We start from the raw sequence: 19,672 nt of genomic DNA on the forward strand, positions 1-19,672 counted from the left end.
TTATAAAAAAAATGAATAAACGTGTTCAGCAATGCTGTCAGCAAAGCACTGCCCGCAGTCCCTGTTAAGCCCGTCAGAGGCTTAATAATCAGACACCCAACTACTTTTTCAGTATACCATATTTTTTCGATTCGCCCAATAGAAAATCCCCGGCAAGCCGGGGATCGGTAAGCATTTAACGAACTTTATCAGTTCTTCTTGGTCGCTGCGTCGTGGAGGTCCTCTGCCTTATCCCACTCTGCGATAATTTCCGGAATAACCTTATACAGGTCACCTACGATACCATAGTCCGCAACCTCGAAGATCGGAGCATCCGGATCTTTGTTGATCGCGACGATGATGTCGGAGGTCTGCATTCCGGCCAGGTGCTGGATAGCACCGGAGATTCCGCAGGCGAAATAGATTTTCGGCTTAACGGTGGTACCGGTCTGTCCAACCTGATGAGAGTGATCGATCCATCCTGCATCGACTGCCGCACGGGAAGAACCGACAACTCCGCCGACTTTATCAGCGAACTTCTTGATCAGTTCAAATCCGGAAGCATCGCCCAGACCACGTCCGCCGGAGCAGATGATGTCAGCATCCGTCAGGGAAACCATTTCCTTAGCGGATTTAACAACATCGACAATCTGAACATGGATATCGGACTCGGAGATCTCCGGCTTGACGTTGATGATCTCGCCGGTCGCTCCCTCTACCTTTTCTCTCTTCTGCATTACGCCGGGGCGTACTGTGGACATCTGCGGTCTTGTCTTCGGGCAGATGATGGTGGCCATCAGGTTTCCGCCGAAAGCAGGACGTGTCTGCTTGATTCCTGTGGAAGGATCATTCGGGTCCAGAGTGGAGGTGTCCAGAGTGGTCTTCTTCTTGGCGAAGTCGATGTAGCTGGAAACCTTGACGTCCAGTCTGGTGCAGTCTGCGGTCAGACCGGTGTTGCATCTCGCGGCGATTCTCGGAGCCAGGTCGCGTCCGATATGAGTCGCACCGTACAGAACGATTTCCGGCTTGTATTCGTCGATAGCATCGGTGATAACCTTGGTGTAAGCATCTGTGGTGTAGTGCTCCAGAAGCGGATCCTGGATCATGTAGACCTTGTCAGCGCCATACTCGAAGCACTCGGAAGCCAGATGGTCGATGTTGTTTCCGACCAGAACTGCGCATACCTGCGTGTCCTCACTGATTTCCTTCGCCAGTCTGTAGCCCTCGCCGATGAGCTCAAGAGCAACATTCATCAGTTTGCCGTCTCTCTGCTCAGCGTAAACCCAGATGTGCTTGTAAGCGGAAAGGTCAACTGCTCCGCCAACCTGAACTTCCTTAATCGCGCCGAATTTGCAGGATGTCAGACACTGGTTACAGAAATTGCACTTGTCATTCACTTTGCAGACTCTGCCGAGCTTATTTCCATCATAAGGCTCAAACTCGAAGGCGTCATATGGGCAGGCTTTGAAGCAAAGTCCGCAACCGGTACATTTTTCTTTTATAATTTCAATAGCCATTGTTACTCCTCCTCATTAGATGACTTGCTTTTCCTTGAGATTTACCAGCAGTTCGTCAGCGATTTCCTTCTCGGTATCGCCTTCCAGAATCACGCCCTTGCCCTTAGGAGCAGGTGTGAAGGATCTGAATACGTTTGTCGGAGAAGCCTCCAGACCTACTGTGTTCAGGTCAACCTCGATATCCTTTGCGTTCCATGTAGTCATCTTCTTCTCGCCGAAGATTCCGGACATCGACATGTATCTTGGCTCGTTCAGCTCTTTAATCGCAGTCAGCATGCAGGGAGTCTGCAGCTTGATCACTTCATATCCGTCTTCCAGCTGTCTCTTGACCGTGATGTTCTTCAGATCGTCATCGATCTCGAAATCCTCAACATAGGTAACCTGCGGCAGACCGAGTTTCTCAGCCAGCTGCGGTCCGACCTGCGCAGTGTCTCCGTCGATTGCCTGACGTCCTGCCCACAGAAGGTCGAAATCTCCAACCTTTCTGACTGCCGCTTCCAGAGTGTTGGAAGTCGCCCAGGTGTCGGAACCGCCGACCGCTCTGTCGGATACCAGGATGCCTTCGTCAGCGCCCATTGCGATGCACTCGAACAGCAGATCGTTCGCCTGAGGAGGTCCCATGGTGATTACTGTGATATGAGTATCAGGATACTTGTCCTTGATCTTCAAAGCTTCTTCCAGCGCGTTCGCATCGTCATTGTTCAGAATGCTCGGCACGCCTTCTCTGATCAGAGTACCAGTCTTAGGGTTAATCTTGATAACGTTCGTATCCGGTACCTGTTTTGCGCATACGATAATCTTGAATGCCATTTCTATTTCCTCCTACTTTTTATTTTCCGAAAGTGTTAGCAGCAATTACGATCTTCTGAACCTCAGAGGTACCCTCATAGATCTCGGTGATCTTGGCGTCTCTCATCATTCTTTCAACCGGATAGTCTGCAGTGTATCCATATCCGCCGTGGAACTGTACACACTTTGTTGTTACCTTCATTGCGGTCTCAGCAGCAAACAGCTTCGCCATGGCAGCAGCCTCGCCGTACTTCGCATGCTGATCCTCGAGGAACGCGGCTTTGTAAACCAGCAGTCTCGCTGCCTCGATTCTGGTTTTCAGATCCGCCATCTCAAACTGGAGCGCCTCCATCTGAGACAGCTTCTTGCCGAACTGCTTTCTCGCCTTCATGTAATCTACGGTTACATCGAACGCACCCTGCGCGATTCCCAGGGCCTGGGAAGCGATTCCGATACGGCCGCCGTCCAGTGTGGACAGAGCGATCTTGAAGCCGTCGCCGACCTCGCCCAGCAGTCTGTCCTTCGGGATTCTGCAGTTCTGGAAAATAAGCTCTGTGGTGGAGGAAGCGTGGATACCCATCTTGTCCTCGGTCTTTCCGATGGAGAAGCCCGGGTCACCCTTCTCTACGATGAAGGAACTGATTCCGCCGTGTGTTCCCTTCTTCTTGTCTGTCATCGCCATAACAACAAATGTGCTGGCATATCCGCCGTTGGTGATGAATACCTTGGCTCCGTCGAGAACCCACTCATCTCCGTCCAGGACAGCTCTCGTCTGCTGTCCGGCAGCGTCGGTTCCTGCGTTTGGCTCAGTCAGACCGAATGCACCGATCTTTCTTCCGGAAAGAAGATCCGGCAGATACTTCTGCTTCTGCTCTTCTGTACCATATGCGTAGATCGGCCAGCAGCACAGGGATGTATGCGCAGATACGATAACGCCCGTCGACGCACATACTCTGGAGAGCTCCTCAACAGTAATCGCATAGGATACTTCATCTCCGCCTGCTCCGCCATACTCAGTAGGGAACGGAATGCCCATCATGCCGTACTTCGCCATCTTAGCGACAGTTTCCTCAGGGAATCTGTGCTCTTTGTCGATGTCAGCCGCCAATGGTTCAACTTCGTTAGTGGCAAACTCTCTTACCATTTTCCTTACGAATTCCTGTTCCTTCGTCAGTTGAAAGTTCATGTAAATGCCTCCTTAAATTATAATAACGGCCCCTATCCCACAGGGAGGTTTTTAACCGTTTAACTTTAGTCAGATGAACGCACGCAAAAAAAATGCGAAAATTCTGCGGACGCACAAATGCACCATCTATAGTTAACCACGAATGTATACTTTTTGCAAGTGATTTTTGCCATTTTGAAGGGCATGAATCTTCAGATTTCCGATGATGCGCAAACGAATCACCCGTCAAATCATCCCACATCGATACGGACAATCTCCTCAGACTTCACCGCAGCGTCCACCAGACCTTCTACGTCCAGAAGCGCCTCCGACGCTTCAATCTGCGCCAGTCTGGGCTTTGTGGTAGGATGCTTGGGCAGGAACACCGTACAGCAGTCCTCGTAAGGCTCAATGGATTTTTCGTAGGTTCCGATCTCCATCGCCTTGTCCATGATGTCCACCTTGTCCATGGCGATCAGAGGACGCATCACCGGCATCTGCACGCAGGCGTCAGTCACCACCAGAGCTTCCGCCGTCTGACTGGCCACCTGGCCCAGATTTTCTCCTGTAATCAGCATCATACATCCGCTGCGTCGGGCGATTCTCTCCCCTATTCGCATCATAAAACGACGCACCAGAATAGTGGTCTCCTCTTCCGGGCAGTTCTGTACTATCTGCTCCTGAATCGGCAGCAGATTAATCACATGAATTTTCATCCGGCCGCAGTAGGACGCCACTATGCCGGCCAGTTCCTCCACCTTCTGCTGTGCCCGCGGACTTGTATAAGGATAACTGTGAAAATGCAGCGCCTCGATTACCATCCCCCGCTTGGCCATCATCCATGCTGCCACAGGGGAATCAATACCGCCCGACAGCAGAACCAGACCTTTCCCGTTAGTGCCCAGCGGAAGTCCTCCGAAGCCCTGGATTTTTTCATCGTAGAGATATGTCCGATCTCTGCGGAGATCAACGAACAGCTTGCAGTCCGGCTCATGGACGTCCACCTTCAGCACTTTACAGCCGATCAGAACGCTTGCGCCGATAATCCGGGCAATTTCAGGCGACTTGACCGGAAACGTCTTGTCCGCCCGTTTCGCCTCTACCTTGAAGGTTCGGATTCCCCTCTCCCTGATCTGCTGCTTCATGAATTCCACCGCCGTTTCGCCGATAGCGTCCAGATCGCTGGGAGCTTCCACCGCAGGGCTGATTGAGGACACGCCGAACACTCTGGACACCTGCCGAATGATTTCCTCCGAATTCAGTTCTTTAGGGCTGCGTACAAAGATCAGTCCTTCGTGCCGTTTAACCTCCACGCCATCGTAATCCTTCAGATTCCTGCGGATCCGTTCCGCCAGTGTTTTCTCAAAATACGGTTTGTTCATTCCCTTCAGTGCGACCTCGCCGCACCGGACGATAAAAATATTTTTCTCGTTCATTTACCGAAAACTCCCCAATCTTCTGAACCGGTTCACAGCCGCTGTGAGGCGGCCGAGCACCACGTCCATCTCTTCTACGGTGTTGTAACGACTGAAGCTGAATCGAATCGCGCCCTCGATTTCCTTCGGAGAAAGCCCCATAGCGCTCAGCACATGACTCCTGCCTTTTTTGTTGGAAGAACACGCCGACCCGGTCGACACATAGATTTCATCCTCTTCCAGTGTATGAAGAAGCACCTCCCCTCGGGTTCCGAGAAAACTGATGTTCAGCACCGATGCAGCCCCGTCCTTCGGAGAATTCACCCGGATGTCCGGAATCTGTTCACGGATTCCCTCCAGAAGATACATTCTTGCCGCGGCCATCTTTTCTGTGGATTCCCGCTCCAACAGCCGGCACGCCTCGCCGAGACCAGCGATTCCGGGCACGTTCTCCGTGCCGGATCTCATGTTTTTTTCCTGGCCGCCTCCCGGCAGCAGCGGCGGAAGATGCGTCCCCTTTCTGATATACAGTGCGCCGGTTCCCTTAGGCCCGTGAATTTTGTGACCGCTGACAGTAATGAAGTCTGCGCCGATCCCTGCGAGAGGGATTTTCCCCAGCGCCTGTACAGCGTCTGTATGGAACAAAATCTTCTTCGCATGGGCTGCCTCCGCCATCCGGCGGACAGGCATAACCGCTCCGGTTTCGTTATTGACTGTCATCACGGAAACCAGAACAGTCCTCTCATCCAGTTCCGCTTCATACCGCTCCATATCAATCCGGCATTCTCCATCCACAGGAATACGAACCACCTCGAAGCCTTTATGCTCCAGGCGCGCGCACGCCTCTAGCACCGCCGGATGCTCCACCGCGCTGGTGATGATTTTGTTCCCCCGGTGCCTGCGGCTTTCCGCAACGCCGGAAATTACTGTGCTGTCACCTTCTGTACCGCAGGAGTTGAAGCAGATCTCCTCCGGAGTTGCCCCCAGGGCCTTAGCCACCTGCTTCCGCGCCAAGGTTACGCGGTTCTGCGCCGAGAGCCCCAGCCGGTGCAAGGAGGACGGATTTCCGAAATCCTCGCGGGCGACCTCGCTCATCAACGCTGTAACCTCGTCCGCCTGCCTCGTTGTCGAACTGTTATCCAGATAAATCATATCCACCTCTTAACAAAGGAAGAGCCGGCACCAGCGGTGCAGGCCCTTCGCGTCTTTTCTCTGTGTCGTTACTTCGCATACTCAATCGCGCGGGTCTCCCGCACGACGTTGACCTTAATCTGTCCGGGATATTCCAGTTCGGATTCGATCCGCTTGGAAATATCTCTCGCCAGCAGTGCGATCTCATCATCCTTGACCTCCTCGGGCTTCGCGATGATGCGAATCTCGCGGCCGGCCTGAATCGCATAGGACTTATCCACGCCCGGCGTCGTATTGGCGATTTCCTCCAGTTTCTCAAGCCGTTTGATGTAAACGTCCAGAGTTTCCCGGCGAGCACCCGGTCTCGCAGCAGAAAGCGCATCCGCAGCTGCAATCAGCACAGCTTCCATACTCTTCGGCTCATAATCGCCGTGATGTGCCGCCATTCCGTTGATCACAGCCTCCGATTCTTTATATTTCCTCAGGATCTGAATTCCGATGTCCACATGAGTTCCCTCGTATTCATGATCCAGCGCTTTTCCGATATCGTGCAGTAATCCGGCCCGCTTGGCGAGCTTCACGTCTAGTCCCAGTTCTCCTGCCATCAGCCCGGCCAGATGACTGACCTCGATAGAATGCTTCAGAACGTTTTGACCGTAGGAAGTTCTGAAATGCAGGCGTCCCAGAAGTTTAACCAGTTCCGGATGCAGATTGTGGATGCCGACTTCGAACGTAGCCTGCTCTCCTTCTGCCTTGATCGTCTGATTCACTTCCTTCCGGGCCTTCTCTACCATCTCCTCGATTTTCGCCGGATGGATGCGCCCGTCTACAATCAGTTTCTCCAGCGCCAGTCTGGCGACCTCTCTGCGTACCGGGTCAAAACCTGATACAATCACAGCCTCCGGCGTGTCGTCAATGATCAGATCCACTCCGGTCAGAGTTTCAATTGCCCGGATATTACGTCCCTCACGTCCGATAATTCTGCCCTTCATATCATCGTTTGGCAGATTCACAACCGAAAGGGTCGTCTCTGCCACATGGTCGGCAGCGCAGCGCTGAATCGCTCCACAGATGATTTCTTTTGCATTTCGATCCGCTTCTTCTTTTGCTTTTGTCTCAATGTCTTTAATCATCTGTGACGCTTCATGCCGGCAGTCCTTCTCAATACCTTCCAGCAACAGCGCCTTGGCCTCTTCCGCTGTGTAACCTGAGATCTTCTCAAGTTCTGCGATCTTACGGTCAAAGACCTTACTGATTTCCTCTCTTTTCCGTGCGATATCCTTCTCGTGCTGTGTAATGCGTTCTTCTTTCTTCTCGATTCCCTCGAGTTTGCGGTCCACATTTTCTTCCTTCTGGACCACTCTTCTTTCCGCGCGCTGGATCTCGGCCCGCCTCTCGCGAACCTCCTTCTCCACGTCGCTCCTCATTTTGTGCGCTTCTTCTTTGGCTTCTAATGTAACTTCCTTCTTTATCGTCTCAGACCGGTTCTCTGCGTCGAGTATCAGGTTTCTGGCCTTCTGCTCAGCACTTCCGATCGTCTTTTCTGCAACGTTTTTTCTGAGTATATATCCAATCAATATGCCCAAGGCAATTGCTACAATTCCAACGATAACAGCTAAAACAACTGGAGACATTAAAGCACCTCCTTTTCTGTCAGAATTTATTCAGTTTTCATCTATAGAAAATCTGCATTACTTATATTGCACGGTGATATATTCAATATCTTTTATATTATAATTGTTTATCTGACGCAATGTCAAGTGTATCGGAGTGCATTTCTCGGTGAATATGCTGCATTTCTCGACAAATGCAGAGATTATAACAGATCTCAAAAGTTCTTTTACCCTTCAAATTCTCATACAATACCGATGATCTACCCGATTTTCAATTCTTACCTCAAGCAATTTTCGGAAAATAGATAATAATATCAAAACATTGCATTGAGCCATTTAAGTCCTTGTAATTTCATCCGAAAGGCTGTACAATACTGGCATATGGTCAAAAAGGCTGTCTCTTAAATACGATATACAATATATTCTCATTAATAAATATGCACTATAAAACTGTGTGTCGGACTAAATATGTAATGACTCTGCGATGCATGGAGTACGCCGTCTGTCTGACACTTTCTGCGTTAACGATACTATTTAATTAATATCTCAGGAGGGATATTTACCATGCTACCAAAAATTTCCATTATTGTCTCCACATCTTATGCTACTGACAATTCAGTAATTCAAACGTTAGACTCTATTATCTTACAAGCCTTCACTGATTTTGAAATAATAGTGATTAGCGACAATTCTTCCGCCAACACCATAAAAACCGTCGATTCTTACCGTCACAAAGATGAACGCATTAAATGCGTTTCTAAAGATAACAACAGTGTTGGCTGCGCACAAAACGTCGGTCTCAATGTCGCTGCCGGTGAATATGTTTTATTCTGTTCTGCAGGCGATTATATTCCAGAAAACGCTTTATCCACCATGTACCATCGTGCACGGACGAGGATGGCAGATCTCGTCATCGGTATGCAGGAAATACATTACATGGAAGAAGTGTTCATCCCTGAAGCATCCAGGGAACTTGCCGAAAAAAAGGATATCGATAAATTTGATTTTATTCTGAACCAAAACCTTATATTAGAGAATAAATTGTTCAAAAGATCCGTTATCGAAGACCATGGGCTGCAATTTAATTCTACAAAAAATGGGGCTGATGCAGTTTTTGTTTTCAGCTTCATCCACGGTTGCAAAAGAATCACAGGATGTCCCAAAGTAGTGTATATACAAAACAAGAAACCATTTTGGCATAAATTCTCAACAGATCAAATTTACGATTTGAATTCTCTAAATAATGCCGAGAAAAATTTCAGAGAAATTGCTGAAATTGCTGACAAGTCAATCGCCGCAGAGGAAGAGCGCCTGAGTTCCTCAGATTATTCCCAGATGCTTCGGATAGAAAGGCGAAACATGCATGAACGTTACCGGTCAGATCTTTATAGAAACTTTATTTCGCTGACACTTCTGAACGAATACTACCGGTATATCTGGAAGTTGACAGAACCTGTTCTCCAGAAACTCAAAACACTTTTGGATAAATATAAATTAAATTTATTTCCGACAGCGTGGAAATCAATCATTGACGAGCATCCGGATCTGCGTCTCCAAAACGGCATGATGTCTAAAGAAGAACTTTGTAAACAACCTCTTCTTTCAATCCTGATTACGGACAATGTAAACAAGGCTCGAGTTTCAGACATATTGCAGAGTTTTTACAACCAATCTTTCCCGGCCTTTGAAATATACCTAGACAGTACTCTGAAGGCCTTTGTTCCCGATGCTCTGAAAGAGTGTCCTAATTTTCATTATATCACACATGAAATATTTTCCGAATCCTTCCATCGGAATGCGCTCCAGATGTTTAACGCACCGCACGCCTTATTTGTAGAAGAAGACGTAATTCCATCTGAACACACAATTAGACAGATGATGCTAGAAATAGGAAATTATACCTTCATTTCCGCACCGGTATTACATATGAATATCAATAATGAAACTTTTCACCCTCTTATCACACAGAATACGGTTTATGTAAACGATCTGAACATCGTCAGATTGCGCTCCGCTTATAATCAACTGGACTGGTTAAGCGGAAATAAGATTTTCAATGTAAAAGTTCTACGGAGCAGAATAATTTTATTTAGCGATAATTACGTCCATGACATAAACAGACTATATAGAAATGCGAAATATATAAAAACAACAACAACCCACTTTTTTACTACATTAACTGACAAAGATATTTTGCGGAACACTAAGGGATTCCGCGTCAGAATAGGATATAAATACAAAAATCGGCAAGAGTTAAAAAGGATCCAACGCATTGAAAAGGAGAATACCCGAATTACAACAATAAAACAAAAATTCCTCCATATGCGCGAGCGTAATATGCGCAAATGGTATAAAGCCCTAACGGTAAAATATTTGTATCCCCTGCAGTATAAACGCATGTCGAGAAAACCAATTGACAAAAGTAAAGTCGTAATAATTGTCAGCACACAAAAAAAACTCACTTCCGCAACGCAACATATGGCTGATGTCCTACAAAAAGAAGGATATGATGTTCATGTGCAGTGTCTGCTCCGTTTGTCTCTTCGGTTCCGAGACAAATTCAAGACAACTATGTCTCTGATTGCGGATATTGCAACAGCAAAAGCGATATTCATGGATGAGGCTAACGTTGAAATAAGCCGCATAAAGTTTCGCCCAGAAACATGCGTTGTTCAATTGTGGCATGGATGCGGTGCATTTAAAAAATTCGGCTATAGCACAGTTGATAAAATTTTTGGCGGGGACAAAAAACAGCAAGATATGTATCCCCCACACCAAATCTATGACCTTGTCACAGTCAGCAGTCCTGAAGTTATCTGGGCGTATGAAGAAGCAATGCAACTAGAGGGTCAAAACAAAGTTAAAGCTACAGGAATCAGCCGAACCGATGTTTTTTTCGATAAAACGTATATCAACAAGGCTAGAGAGCGAATATATAACTTAGTCCCAACCGCGCGCAGTAAAAAAGTAATACTTTATGCTCCAACTTTTCGCGGAAGAGTAGCACGCGCCACAGGACCGAGCCGTTTGGATTTTGAACAGTTGTTCCAGTCACTTTCGGAAGAATATATACTTCTCATCAAACATCATCCATTGGTGAAGAAATTGCCTGAAATCCCAACGCAATACAAAAATTCTTTTGTATTTGATGTTACCCGTACAGCAGACATAGAAGATCTGATTTGCACTGCAGATATCTGCATATCCGACTATTCCTCATTGATCTTCGAGTATTCCCTTTTCGAGAAACCAATGATTCTATTTGCGTACGATTTAGATACATATTTTGATTGGCGCGGATTTTATTATGATTACTTTGATATGGCTCCCGGACCGGTTCTGTTCAGTACAGAAGAAATCATAGATTATATCGTTCACCTCGATGAACGTTTTGACAAAGAAAAGGTCATCCGTTTCAGAGAAAAATTTATGGCATCTTGTGACGGTCATTCGACAGAACGTATTCTGAAAGAGGCGGGACTGAACAAGCAACCCGTTAGTTTAAAAATTCCGTCTGTCGTAGGAGACACAAATTAAACACGGTGTATTATAAAGAACTCGATGCATCTTCAGAAGGACCCGGAAGCGTCTGTTACGAAACAAACGTTTCCGGGTCTTTCATCATATAAATCCATTTTTTTGAATCAGTTATCTGTCAGCGCACGTGTCGCTTCATACAGCCGCTTCGCCGCCTGATGATCGTCGTGAAGGAAGAAATCCTCAATACGTTTTTCATATGCCGGTTTCAGGACACAGCCGTGTTCCATATAGTCGCAGAGCACCGCAACAAGCTGTTCTGCGGAACGGCAGATTTCGCCGAATCCGATTCCCTCATAATCGAAATTTGTTATACGCCAATAGGGCAGCGCAGGGTCGTGATAGTAGACAACCGGTTTGCGCATATACGCAAAATCGTATTGAACGCTGCTGTAATCCGTAACCATCAGATCGCTCTGACGCATAATTGTCACGTAATCGATATCCACAGTACAACTCAGAGACTGCACTGTTTCATCAGACTCATGGTCTCCGGCCTGCGCACTCATCTTGGGATGCAGGAAGAACTTTATCTTATATCCGTTCTTCTTCGCCGTATCAAGAAGCCTCTCATCACGCAGCACCTGTTCATACAGGCGAAAATACGCGGATGATCGATAGTCACTGTTATACCGCGGTTTTCCGTCTTTTCCTATGCCGCTGCACAATGATGGTCTCCAGGTTGGAGCAAACAGAATCTGTTTCCTGCGGTCATCAATCAGATCATCATATCGCGGCATCCCGGACTCAATGATCTGTTCTGGTAGGAAACAGTTTTCCTCATTTGTATAAAGAATCTTTTCATATGCGGATCCCACAGCCACAGCGGCTGCATCATTTGCCATCTGTGCGTAGGATGCGCTTCTGGTAATCGGGAAACCGTGATAGAGCCGGATGATTTTGGGATTCATAAGATCCTTCAGATACCTCAGCATACCATCCGCAATCCCAAGCTTTCGATACGGCGGAACATGGGTCATATAAATGACTTCCGCGTGCAGAGCCGCGAGCGCGGCCTCATCTGTACCGGGGCGCATCACAGTATATCCCTGTTTCCGGAGTCTCTCACCGTCCACACTTTTCTCAATGTAAAACAGTTTTTCGATACCGTCACTCTGTCCGGCTGCGTATCGCAGCGCGTATTCAGCGTTGTCGCCGGCTTTGAACGCCTTGTCGTTATAGGTCCAGATCCTTCTGTCTTTGTATTTTTCAAAAGTTTCCCAGTACAGTTTTCGCCACCGCAGCGCCTTCTGCAGCTGCTTTCTCTCCCGAGTGCCCTCCTTCATGGAATCAAGGCGTTTTTCGAGTGTCTCAAGATATTTTTTCTCGGCGGTCTGCCGAGCTTCCTCTGAAGCCGGGCGAATCCGGATTATGCCGTCTGTGCAGTCGATCAGCATGGAATCCGTATACCAGTAGCTGCCCTCCAGGTTGCTGCTCAGCTTGTTCTGCCAGACATCGGAAAAACTGATCCGTTTCGGATAAATATATTCCCCGAACTGCATCTCTCCGCGAACGGACAGCCTTCCCCCTGTCACAGGGACAAACACATGGTAGGCGTCTCTTCTCGCCGCGTCCCGGTCGAAGAATGTCACCGTTCCCGCCAGTTCCGTCAGAAGCTTCGCCTTATATTTCTCTTCTCCTTCATCATCTTCGCGTACAAAATAAACTTCAAACGAATCTGACGGATAGCAATGCATGACCTGGAATATGATATCCAGACCCGGTCTGCCTGCAGAATCTGCTTCATAGTGAAATATGACAACAGAGAGACGGATATCCGAAAGTCCGCAAAGCGCGGATTTCGCATCGGAGCCTCTGAGATACAGCCGCGCGTCCTCACGATCCTTTCGGATGTCAAACCGCAGGGGTTCATGCGGATTCCTCAGCTGTGCCAGATAAATTTTCTTATACCGCTCCCATTTTGTCGCTCTTGTCCGGATACAGAGAACCTCATCACTGATATTTCTCATGACTGCTCCGGCCTGTTCCAGATATTCGACGCAGCGCTCCGGCGTATCAAAGACCATTTTAATTTTCTGCCCCTGATTAGAACGGAATCTCTGTATGAGAAGAAAAAGCAGAGCAAACTGGGCGATCTCCGAAAGCTTTCCGTCTCTCTTCATCCTGTCCATCAGTTTTACAGCAGAATCAAAATACCAGTCGATATTCTGGCTCTGCGGAGTCATGTCCGATGACTCGTCCAGAATAAGACTGGTTTTGTATGTGCAGTGATTGAGGCGCACGGAAACAGGAGCCTGCTCAGCAAACTGTACCGCAAACAGCTCATCCCTGCAGTAATTCAGTTCTTCATCGAAGCGGAGCCCCGCCTTCCGGATCACCTCCGTCCGGCAGACCACCCCGCAAAGGTGCAGGTTCACAAATGTGAACCTGGTTTCCGCATCCAGCCGCACACATTCCTTCTTCGGGTCTCCGGAACAGGGAACCGGGTTCCCTTTGTGGTCGCAAAGACTTCCAATCGCAGAATCCGCTTCTCCGTCCATCACAAGCTCTCTGAGAAGTTTCAGAAAGTAATCCTCTCCGAAACCCGCCTGCGGATCTGTGAATCCGACAAACGGGGTCTCTGTCTCCGCAAGGATTTTATTAATCTCGGCGGCTTTCTGTGTGATGTCAATCAGACGGATATCCTTCTCCGAATACCGGGCCGCTCTCACCGAACGGCAGATCTTTTTCACTCTTCTCCTGATACCTCTCAAACGCATCTCTCTTTATCTCCCCTCTTCCTCAATCAGCCTGTCGCAGATGTTTTCAAAATTCTGCTGAATATATGTTCCTTTCTTCAGCACAATAGGCTGCCCCAGATTGGTCGATATGTTGATGTTCATATCGAACTGGATTATTCCGATCAGCTTCGCCCGCATGATGGAACTGATTACCCGGAGCCGCGGAATATAACCGGAGTTCATCATTTCCGCAATCAGTTTGTTCAGAACGAGATATCGTTTCTTCACGCCCAGCCGAACCAGTTCCCGGTCTACCGCATCAGCGTCCCGAAGCGCTGCGTATTCCGGCGTCGTAACGATGATCGCCGCGTCCGCGCCGGCGCTGGCGAGCACAAGCCCGTCGTCGATACCCGACGGCGAATCGATGATGATATAGTCAAACTGCTCCTTCAGTTTTTCACAAAGAACCTGTATATGCAACGGAGTAAGGTCGCCCTTGTCCCGCTCCGGGGAAGATCCGATCATGTACAGTCCGTCGATGCGCCGATCCCGGATCAGCGCCTGACGAATCGGGCAGACCCCTGTCACTACGTCATAAACGTCAAACACAACGTTGTTCTCCAGCCCGAGATACAGATCCAGGTTCCGGAGTCCCATATCCATATCGACCACTACGACACGATATCCCTTTTGTGCATAAGACGCACCCAGGTTCACAGAAAACATCGTCTTTCCCGTGCCGCCCTTTCCGGATGCTACTAAATACACCTTGCTCATTGATTTCCTCCGTTTGATTCTGTCTATTGCTCTATAAGCCCCATTCCTCTGAGGCTGGCGTAGGCGCCGTCTCCAATCACGATATGATCCAGCACCCGAATTCCGAGAACCTCTCCGCCCGCAATCAGTCTCTTCGTAGTCAGGACATCTTCCTCGCTGGGCGTGGGATCGCCGCTGGGGTGATTGTGCACAAAGATCAGTCCGGCAGCGCTCCTGCGCACCGCCTGACGAAATACCTCCCGCGGGTGAACCACCGTGCTGGAAAGTTCTCCAACGGAAACATCATCAATTGAGATCACATCTCCCCTGGAATTGACCATAACCGACTTAAAGTGCTCTTTCTTTTCATACCGGAGTGTCTCCATGAACAGCCCCGCCACCTCGTCTGCGGACGATGCGGACAGCCGCCGGGCTCCCGGACTGGTTGCTATTCTTTTTCCCAGCTCGATCGCAGCCAGCACGGTCGCTGCCTTGCTCTTCCCGATTCCCGGAATTGATGTCAGTTCCTCCATCTCAATCGCACCGAGATCAGACAACCCCCGGGCACAGACACTTAAAACATTCTCCGCGAGGCGTATGGCCGAACCTCCCGGCGTCCCCGTGTGAATGATCAGCGCCAGAAGTTCTGCATTCGACAGAGTTTTCTGCCCCGATCTGGCAAGTTTTTCCAATGGCCGTTCTTCTTCAGGCAATGATTTGATACGCATAATAACCTCCAAATCCCTTCGCCTGAAACCAATCTAACTCAATTAAGGTCTTACAACACTCATAAAAGAATACAGTAATGTAAATTATACCATTGTTTCCGCCCGCTCACAAGTGCAACTGTCTCAGTTCTGCCCGTCTTTAATCCGGCGGTAAATAGCGTCAATCACTTCCTGCGGACTCATGTCCGTGGAATCCACCTCAATGGCGTCCTCCGCCTTCCGCAGCGGATTCAGTTCACGGTGGGTATCGTTATAATCCCTCTGCCGGATGTCTTCCAGCACCTGCTCCATCGTCTCTGTCCCGCCTTTTTCCTGAAGTTCCAGGAACCGTCGTCTGGCCCGTTCCTCCGCATCCGCCGTCAGGTAGAATTTGAACTGGGCATCGGGAAATACATTGGTTCCGATGTCCCGGCCGTCCATGACAACGCTGCGCCGGTGGCCGATTTCGCGCTGCGCTCTCACCAGTTTCTCCCGCACCGCGGGAATCGCCGAGTAGACCGAAGCAGCTTCAGAAATTTCAGGAGTCCGGATCCGCCCGCTGACATCCTCTCCATCCAGGCAGATTACGCCGTTCTGAAAGTCGATTTCTGTATCCGTCAGAGCGGCTTCCAGTCGTTCCTCCTCTCCGGGGCCTATCCCTTCCCGTTTCATTTTGTATCCCACGGCGCGATACATGGCGCCGGTATCGACATATTCTATGCCCAGCCTCGCAGCCACCGCCTTCGCTATGGTGCTCTTCCCTGCTCCGCTGGGTCCGTCAATTGCGATTCTGATCACGCTGTCACTGCTGCTCATTCTGATTTTCCTGCACCCTTTCCGGATTTTCCCCGGCAGCGCCGGCCGATGCACCGCCGTTCGAATCCTTGTTCCCCATCAGTTTCTCAATTTCCTTAATGAATGTATTGACATCCGTAAACTGGCGGTACACGGACGCGAACCGGACGTAGGCAACCTCGTCCAGCTTCTTCAGTTCGTCCATCACAAGCTCACCGATGAATTCGCTCTTGACTTCCTTCTTCATCAGGTTGCTGAGTCCCCGCTCGATGTTATTGGTAATGCTCTCAATTTCCGCCATGGAGACCGGTCTCTTTTCACAGGCCTTGATGATGCCGTTTGCGACCTTGCTGCGATCAAAAGCCTCCCGTCTCCCGTCCTTCTTGATGATCATGATAATGGATTCCTCCACCTTCTCATAGGTGGTGAATCGCCTCCCGCATCTTTCACAGCCCCGGCGGCGGCGGATCGCGTGGCCGTCCTCAGTCGGCCTTGAATCGATTACCTTGGTATCCTCGTTTTCACAAAACGGACATTTCATCTTCTGCCTCCTTCGCCTGCACGGCCATTCTTACCGCCTGACCGTACATTATCATTTTACTACACATCCGTCCGCTTTACCATATTTTTTCCCCCTCACACAAAAAAACCGCCGCGTCGCTGCGGCTCCGCTGATTGCGGATGCCCGGCGCGGCAGTTTAACCGAATTCGATTTTCTGCAGTCATCCTTACTTAGATTTCTCTTTTCCGTACTTTATGACCTTGTTCAGAACCTTCTGCAACAGCAGATTGGTCTTATAGTCGTTGTCTTTTCCATACTCTTCAATGGACTGACCGTACTGGCTCTTAAAGCTTTCCTCGGTAAAACCTGCCTCTTTTAGGAGCTTGGACAGGTAGTTCTTATATTCCTTGTTCGTAACCTTCAGACCCTCCTTCTTGGCAATGGAGTGCATGACCAGTTTCTGCTTCACAACACTCTTCGCATAGGATTTCGCCTGCTTGTTGAAGCTCTTGGAATCTGTTTTCATGTAGGTCTTCAGGAACTTCGACCAGGACAGGTTATAGCTCTTGGCCATCTTCTTGTAGCGGGCGATGACCTGTTCCTGCTCGTACTGAAGCTGTTTCTGCGGATATTTCTTCACCTTGGAGGAGGCGACGACCTGATTCCATAGAGTGTTCTTGACCTCGTTCTCCTTCTCAGACTTCTTTGTTGCCAGCAACTCCTTCTTCACGGAAGCCTCATATGCTTTCAGTGTCTTGTAGCTCGTGTATTTCTTGACAAAGGCAAGATTGTATTTCGGCGTTGTCGTAACCTGTTTGGAATTAATCGTTAAGGTGAAGACGACCTTCTTGTTGGACAGCTTGGTGTTTGCGGAATAGTTCTTGGGGAACCGCAGATTCAGCTTCACCTTGCTTCCAACTTTCTTCCCGATCAGTCCGTCTGTAAAGCCGTCGATCATGGAGGTCTGTCCGATGGTGATATTGCTGTTTTCCGCACTTCCGCCGCTGAAGGTCTTGCCGTTCACTTTTCCGACATAGGATATGTTGATGGTGTCTCCGTCCTTGACGGTTCCGGTTTTCACGGATTTGGTGGTCGCTTTGGCCGAAACGTTGCTCTTGATCTGCGCCTTCACTTCCTTGTTGGTTACGGAAACCTTGATCTTATCGTAGGACAGTCCCTTATAGTTGCCGACCTTGACGTATTTGTCATAGTTCAGCTTATACTCAGAGGTAAACAGGCCGAACGTATCGAATACAAACACCATCAGCAGGATGATCACCGCAATGACTGCGACCGCAGCCGAACATCCAATGATAATCTTCTTTCTTTTTGTCATCTCTAAATCTCTCCTGTGTCGTTAATATGCGATAAAATTCGCCTCGGACAGTCCCGCCCTCAGCGTACTTCATAATTCTACCATCACGGATATACATTTTCAAATGATATCAATTTATTTCACTAAAAAAACACATAAAACCGCTTGCATTCATATTCAAATTCGCATATAATTAGTTTGTCAAAAGGAAGGGAAAATAATCCCCCTTTTGAACGTTCTTTCTTAATTAAATAAATATCGCAACCAAAAGACCCTGTTTCTTGAAATCAGGGCCTTTTGGTTTTTTGATTCATTTGTCCGGTTTTCAGCCCAGAGTACGGCGCAGGGTTTCAAAGCCGTAATCCAGCATCGCCGCACTGTGACAGTCGCTGGACAGCAGGACCGGACAGTCCAGCCGATCGATTTCATCCAGCAGGAACCGCGCAGGATACGGACGGTCCATATAGCCTCTGGCCATAGCTCCTGTATTGATTTCAAAAACCGGTCGGTTCCGGGCTGCTTCTCTGAGTGCGCAAAGTGCCGTTTTCCTGTACCATTCACTGTCCTCATCGAAGAAACGGTTCCCCCGGTTAAACTTTGTTACAATATCAAAATGCCCGACGATGTCGCAGCCGGTCTTCTCCACCACCTGCGCCACTGTGTCATAATACTGCTCCGCCACGGCTCTGTAATCCCCGCCGAAAAGCTCTTCAGTCTGCCGGATCAGCCGCTCCGGCGTATCCTCCACACACATGTATACGCCGTTCTTCCTGAGATAATGCACCGATCCGATGACGAAATCGTAGGGGAAATCGTCCGGTTCACCGTAAAAATCCTTCTCGATTCCGAGAAGGATCCGGATCTGGCCTCTGTATTTTTTCTTCAGCTTGAGGATCTCGTTCCGATACTGCACCGTCCCCTCCAGGCTCATACAGACGTCCGTGTCGTATGGGGCGTAGCCGTGCCCGGAAAACCCCAGCTTCGTAAAGCCAAGCTCAATCGCCCGGCGCACCAGTGTCTCCGGCTCGTCCTTTCCGTCGCAGTATTTTGTGTGCGTATGGAGATTCCACCTTCCGTCTGCGTTCAGGATTCTCATTTCGTCATTTTCTCCTGCTTCACTTTGTGGTCGATGATGTGGCGGTCTGCAAGCTCCTTCCGGATCTCCTCCACGCTGATTCCCAACTCCACCATCAGAACCAGCACGTGATAAGCCAGATCCGCAATCTCATAAACAGTCTCCGCCTTATCCTCCGCCTTTCCGGCGATAATTACCTCTGTGGATTCCTCGCCGACCTTTTTCAGGATCTTGTCCAATCCCTTTTCAAAGAGGTATGATGTGTAGGAACCCTCCGGCATCTCTGCCTTCCGTCCCTCCAGCATTTTATACAAAGAATATACAGAGAAGTCATCCTTTCCCGGCTCCTCACCGCAGCCCGGATCTACTTCTCCCATCAGCGGATATTCAAAGCAGGAGTCGGTTCCCAGATGGCATGCAGGCCCGTCCTTATCCACCAGAACCGTCAGCGCATCCCGGTCGCAGTCTGCGATAATGCTCTTCACATGCTGATAATTCCCGGAGGTTTCACCCTTCCTCCACAATTCCTGCCGGGACCGTGACCAGAAACAGGTTTTCCCTTCCTTCAGCGTGATTTCAAGGCTTTCTCTGTTCATGTAGGCCAGTGTCAGCACTCTCTTTGTTACAGCGTCCTGCACAACTGCCGGAATCAGTCCCCTGTCATCGAATTTAAGTTCATCTATATTAATCATCGT

At 49.1% G+C, this 19,672-nt stretch carries 15 protein-coding genes; 1 reads left to right on the plus strand and 14 read right to left on the minus strand.

Annotation, left to right across the window (positions count from 1 at the left end):
* Nucleotides 1-188 precede the first annotated feature (188 nt).
* The 6 genes from FYJ64_RS05245 to rny all read right to left on the minus strand — a co-directional run bounded on the left by FYJ64_RS05245 (nucleotide 189) and on the right by rny (nucleotide 7,630).
* The gene (locus tag FYJ64_RS05245) at nucleotides 189-1,496 is read right to left on the minus strand and encodes an FAD-binding protein (protein ID WP_154574160.1); all 1,308 of its coding nucleotides are present in this window, start codon (nucleotides 1,494-1,496) and stop codon (nucleotides 189-191) included.
* Nucleotides 1,497-1,511: 15 nt separating this feature from the next.
* Entirely contained in the window at nucleotides 1,512-2,306 is a 795-nt protein-coding gene (locus tag FYJ64_RS05250; RefSeq protein ID WP_075712427.1) for an electron transfer flavoprotein subunit beta/FixA family protein, read from the minus strand.
* 19 nt (nucleotides 2,307-2,325) lie between these two features.
* Nucleotides 2,326-3,471 (minus strand): acyl-CoA dehydrogenase, encoded by a 1,146-nt coding sequence (locus FYJ64_RS05255; RefSeq protein ID WP_075712428.1) that lies wholly within the window; start codon nucleotides 3,469-3,471, stop codon nucleotides 2,326-2,328.
* 230 nt (nucleotides 3,472-3,701) lie between these two features.
* Entirely contained in the window at nucleotides 3,702-4,886 is a 1,185-nt protein-coding gene (gene thiI / locus FYJ64_RS05260; protein WP_154574161.1) for a tRNA uracil 4-sulfurtransferase ThiI, read from the minus strand.
* Entirely contained in the window at nucleotides 4,887-6,017 is a 1,131-nt protein-coding gene (locus tag FYJ64_RS05265; protein ID WP_154574162.1) for a cysteine desulfurase family protein, read from the minus strand.
* A 68-nt stretch (nucleotides 6,018-6,085) separates the two neighbouring features.
* Nucleotides 6,086-7,630, minus strand: a complete 1,545-nt coding sequence (gene rny, locus FYJ64_RS05270) for a ribonuclease Y (protein ID WP_154574163.1) — start codon at nucleotides 7,628-7,630, stop codon at nucleotides 6,086-6,088.
* Nucleotides 7,631-8,173: 543 nt separating this feature from the next.
* Between rny and FYJ64_RS05275 the strand changes: the two genes are divergently transcribed.
* A complete protein-coding gene (locus FYJ64_RS05275) occupies nucleotides 8,174-11,146 on the plus strand; it encodes a bifunctional glycosyltransferase/CDP-glycerol:glycerophosphate glycerophosphotransferase (RefSeq protein ID WP_154574164.1) in 2,973 nt (990 codons plus the stop codon).
* A 107-nt stretch (nucleotides 11,147-11,253) separates the two neighbouring features.
* On the opposite strand, the gene FYJ64_RS05280 is transcribed toward FYJ64_RS05275, so the two are convergent.
* The 8 genes from FYJ64_RS05280 to hisIE all read right to left on the minus strand — a co-directional run bounded on the left by FYJ64_RS05280 (nucleotide 11,254) and on the right by hisIE (nucleotide 19,669).
* The gene (locus FYJ64_RS05280) at nucleotides 11,254-13,866 is read right to left on the minus strand and encodes a CDP-glycerol glycerophosphotransferase family protein (RefSeq protein WP_154574165.1); all 2,613 of its coding nucleotides are present in this window, start codon (nucleotides 13,864-13,866) and stop codon (nucleotides 11,254-11,256) included.
* Between the two features lie 6 nt (nucleotides 13,867-13,872).
* Entirely contained in the window at nucleotides 13,873-14,604 is a 732-nt protein-coding gene (gene minD / locus FYJ64_RS05285) for a septum site-determining protein MinD (RefSeq protein WP_154574166.1), read from the minus strand.
* 23 nt (nucleotides 14,605-14,627) lie between these two features.
* Complete coding sequence (gene radC, locus FYJ64_RS05290; protein ID WP_154574167.1) at nucleotides 14,628-15,311, minus strand: RadC family protein; 684 nt, start codon at nucleotides 15,309-15,311, stop codon at nucleotides 14,628-14,630.
* A 123-nt stretch (nucleotides 15,312-15,434) separates the two neighbouring features.
* A complete protein-coding gene (gene cmk, locus FYJ64_RS05295) occupies nucleotides 15,435-16,106 on the minus strand; it encodes a (d)CMP kinase (protein ID WP_154574168.1) in 672 nt (223 codons plus the stop codon).
* Nucleotides 16,093-16,626: a transcriptional regulator NrdR gene (gene nrdR / locus FYJ64_RS05300; RefSeq protein ID WP_154574169.1), complete on the minus strand. Its 534-nt coding sequence runs from the start codon at nucleotides 16,624-16,626 to the stop codon at nucleotides 16,093-16,095. The genes cmk and nrdR overlap by 14 nt, the downstream gene beginning before the upstream one ends.
* 187 nt (nucleotides 16,627-16,813) lie before the next feature.
* A complete protein-coding gene (tig, locus tag FYJ64_RS05305) occupies nucleotides 16,814-17,923 on the minus strand; it encodes a trigger factor (RefSeq protein WP_154574170.1) in 1,110 nt (369 codons plus the stop codon).
* 304 nt (nucleotides 17,924-18,227) lie between these two features.
* Nucleotides 18,228-18,998, minus strand: coding sequence for a histidinol-phosphatase (locus FYJ64_RS05310; RefSeq protein WP_154574171.1), 771 nt, complete (start codon nucleotides 18,996-18,998; stop codon nucleotides 18,228-18,230).
* Nucleotides 18,995-19,669, minus strand: coding sequence for a bifunctional phosphoribosyl-AMP cyclohydrolase/phosphoribosyl-ATP diphosphatase HisIE (gene hisIE / locus FYJ64_RS05315; RefSeq protein ID WP_154574172.1), 675 nt, complete (start codon nucleotides 19,667-19,669; stop codon nucleotides 18,995-18,997). Before hisIE ends, FYJ64_RS05310 begins: the two co-directional genes overlap by 4 nt.
* Nucleotides 19,670-19,672 lie beyond the last annotated feature (3 nt).

Source organism: Hornefia butyriciproducens, from assembly GCF_009695915.1.
GTDB classification, from domain to species: domain Bacteria; phylum Bacillota; class Clostridia; order Peptostreptococcales; family Anaerovoracaceae; genus Aminicella; species Aminicella butyriciproducens.

Excerpts from the sequence above, each read along its gene's own strand:
- FYJ64_RS05245 (WP_154574160.1), bottom strand. The coding sequence starts at position 1,496 with ATGGCTATTGAAATTATAAAAGAAAAATGTACCGGTTGCGGACTTTGC.
- FYJ64_RS05250 (WP_075712427.1), bottom strand. The coding sequence starts at position 2,306 with ATGGCATTCAAGATTATCGTATGCGCAAAACAGGTACCGGATACGAAC.
- FYJ64_RS05255 (WP_075712428.1), bottom strand. The coding sequence starts at position 3,471 with ATGAACTTTCAACTGACGAAGGAACAGGAATTCGTAAGGAAAATGGTA.
- thiI (WP_154574161.1), bottom strand. The coding sequence starts at position 4,886 with ATGAACGAGAAAAATATTTTTATCGTCCGGTGCGGCGAGGTCGCACTG.
- FYJ64_RS05265 (WP_154574162.1), bottom strand. The coding sequence starts at position 6,017 with ATGATTTATCTGGATAACAGTTCGACAACGAGGCAGGCGGACGAGGTT.
- rny (WP_154574163.1), bottom strand. The coding sequence starts at position 7,630 with ATGTCTCCAGTTGTTTTAGCTGTTATCGTTGGAATTGTAGCAATTGCC.
- FYJ64_RS05275 (WP_154574164.1), top strand. The coding sequence starts at position 8,174 with ATGCTACCAAAAATTTCCATTATTGTCTCCACATCTTATGCTACTGAC.
- FYJ64_RS05280 (WP_154574165.1), bottom strand. The coding sequence starts at position 13,866 with ATGCGTTTGAGAGGTATCAGGAGAAGAGTGAAAAAGATCTGCCGTTCG.
- minD (WP_154574166.1), bottom strand. The coding sequence starts at position 14,604 with ATGAGCAAGGTGTATTTAGTAGCATCCGGAAAGGGCGGCACGGGAAAG.
- radC (WP_154574167.1), bottom strand. The coding sequence starts at position 15,311 with ATGCGTATCAAATCATTGCCTGAAGAAGAACGGCCATTGGAAAAACTT.
- cmk (WP_154574168.1), bottom strand. The coding sequence starts at position 16,106 with ATGAGCAGCAGTGACAGCGTGATCAGAATCGCAATTGACGGACCCAGC.
- nrdR (WP_154574169.1), bottom strand. The coding sequence starts at position 16,626 with ATGAAATGTCCGTTTTGTGAAAACGAGGATACCAAGGTAATCGATTCA.
- tig (WP_154574170.1), bottom strand. The coding sequence starts at position 17,923 with ATGACAAAAAGAAAGAAGATTATCATTGGATGTTCGGCTGCGGTCGCA.
- FYJ64_RS05310 (WP_154574171.1), bottom strand. The coding sequence starts at position 18,998 with ATGAGAATCCTGAACGCAGACGGAAGGTGGAATCTCCATACGCACACA.
- hisIE (WP_154574172.1), bottom strand. The coding sequence starts at position 19,669 with ATGATTAATATAGATGAACTTAAATTCGATGACAGGGGACTGATTCCG.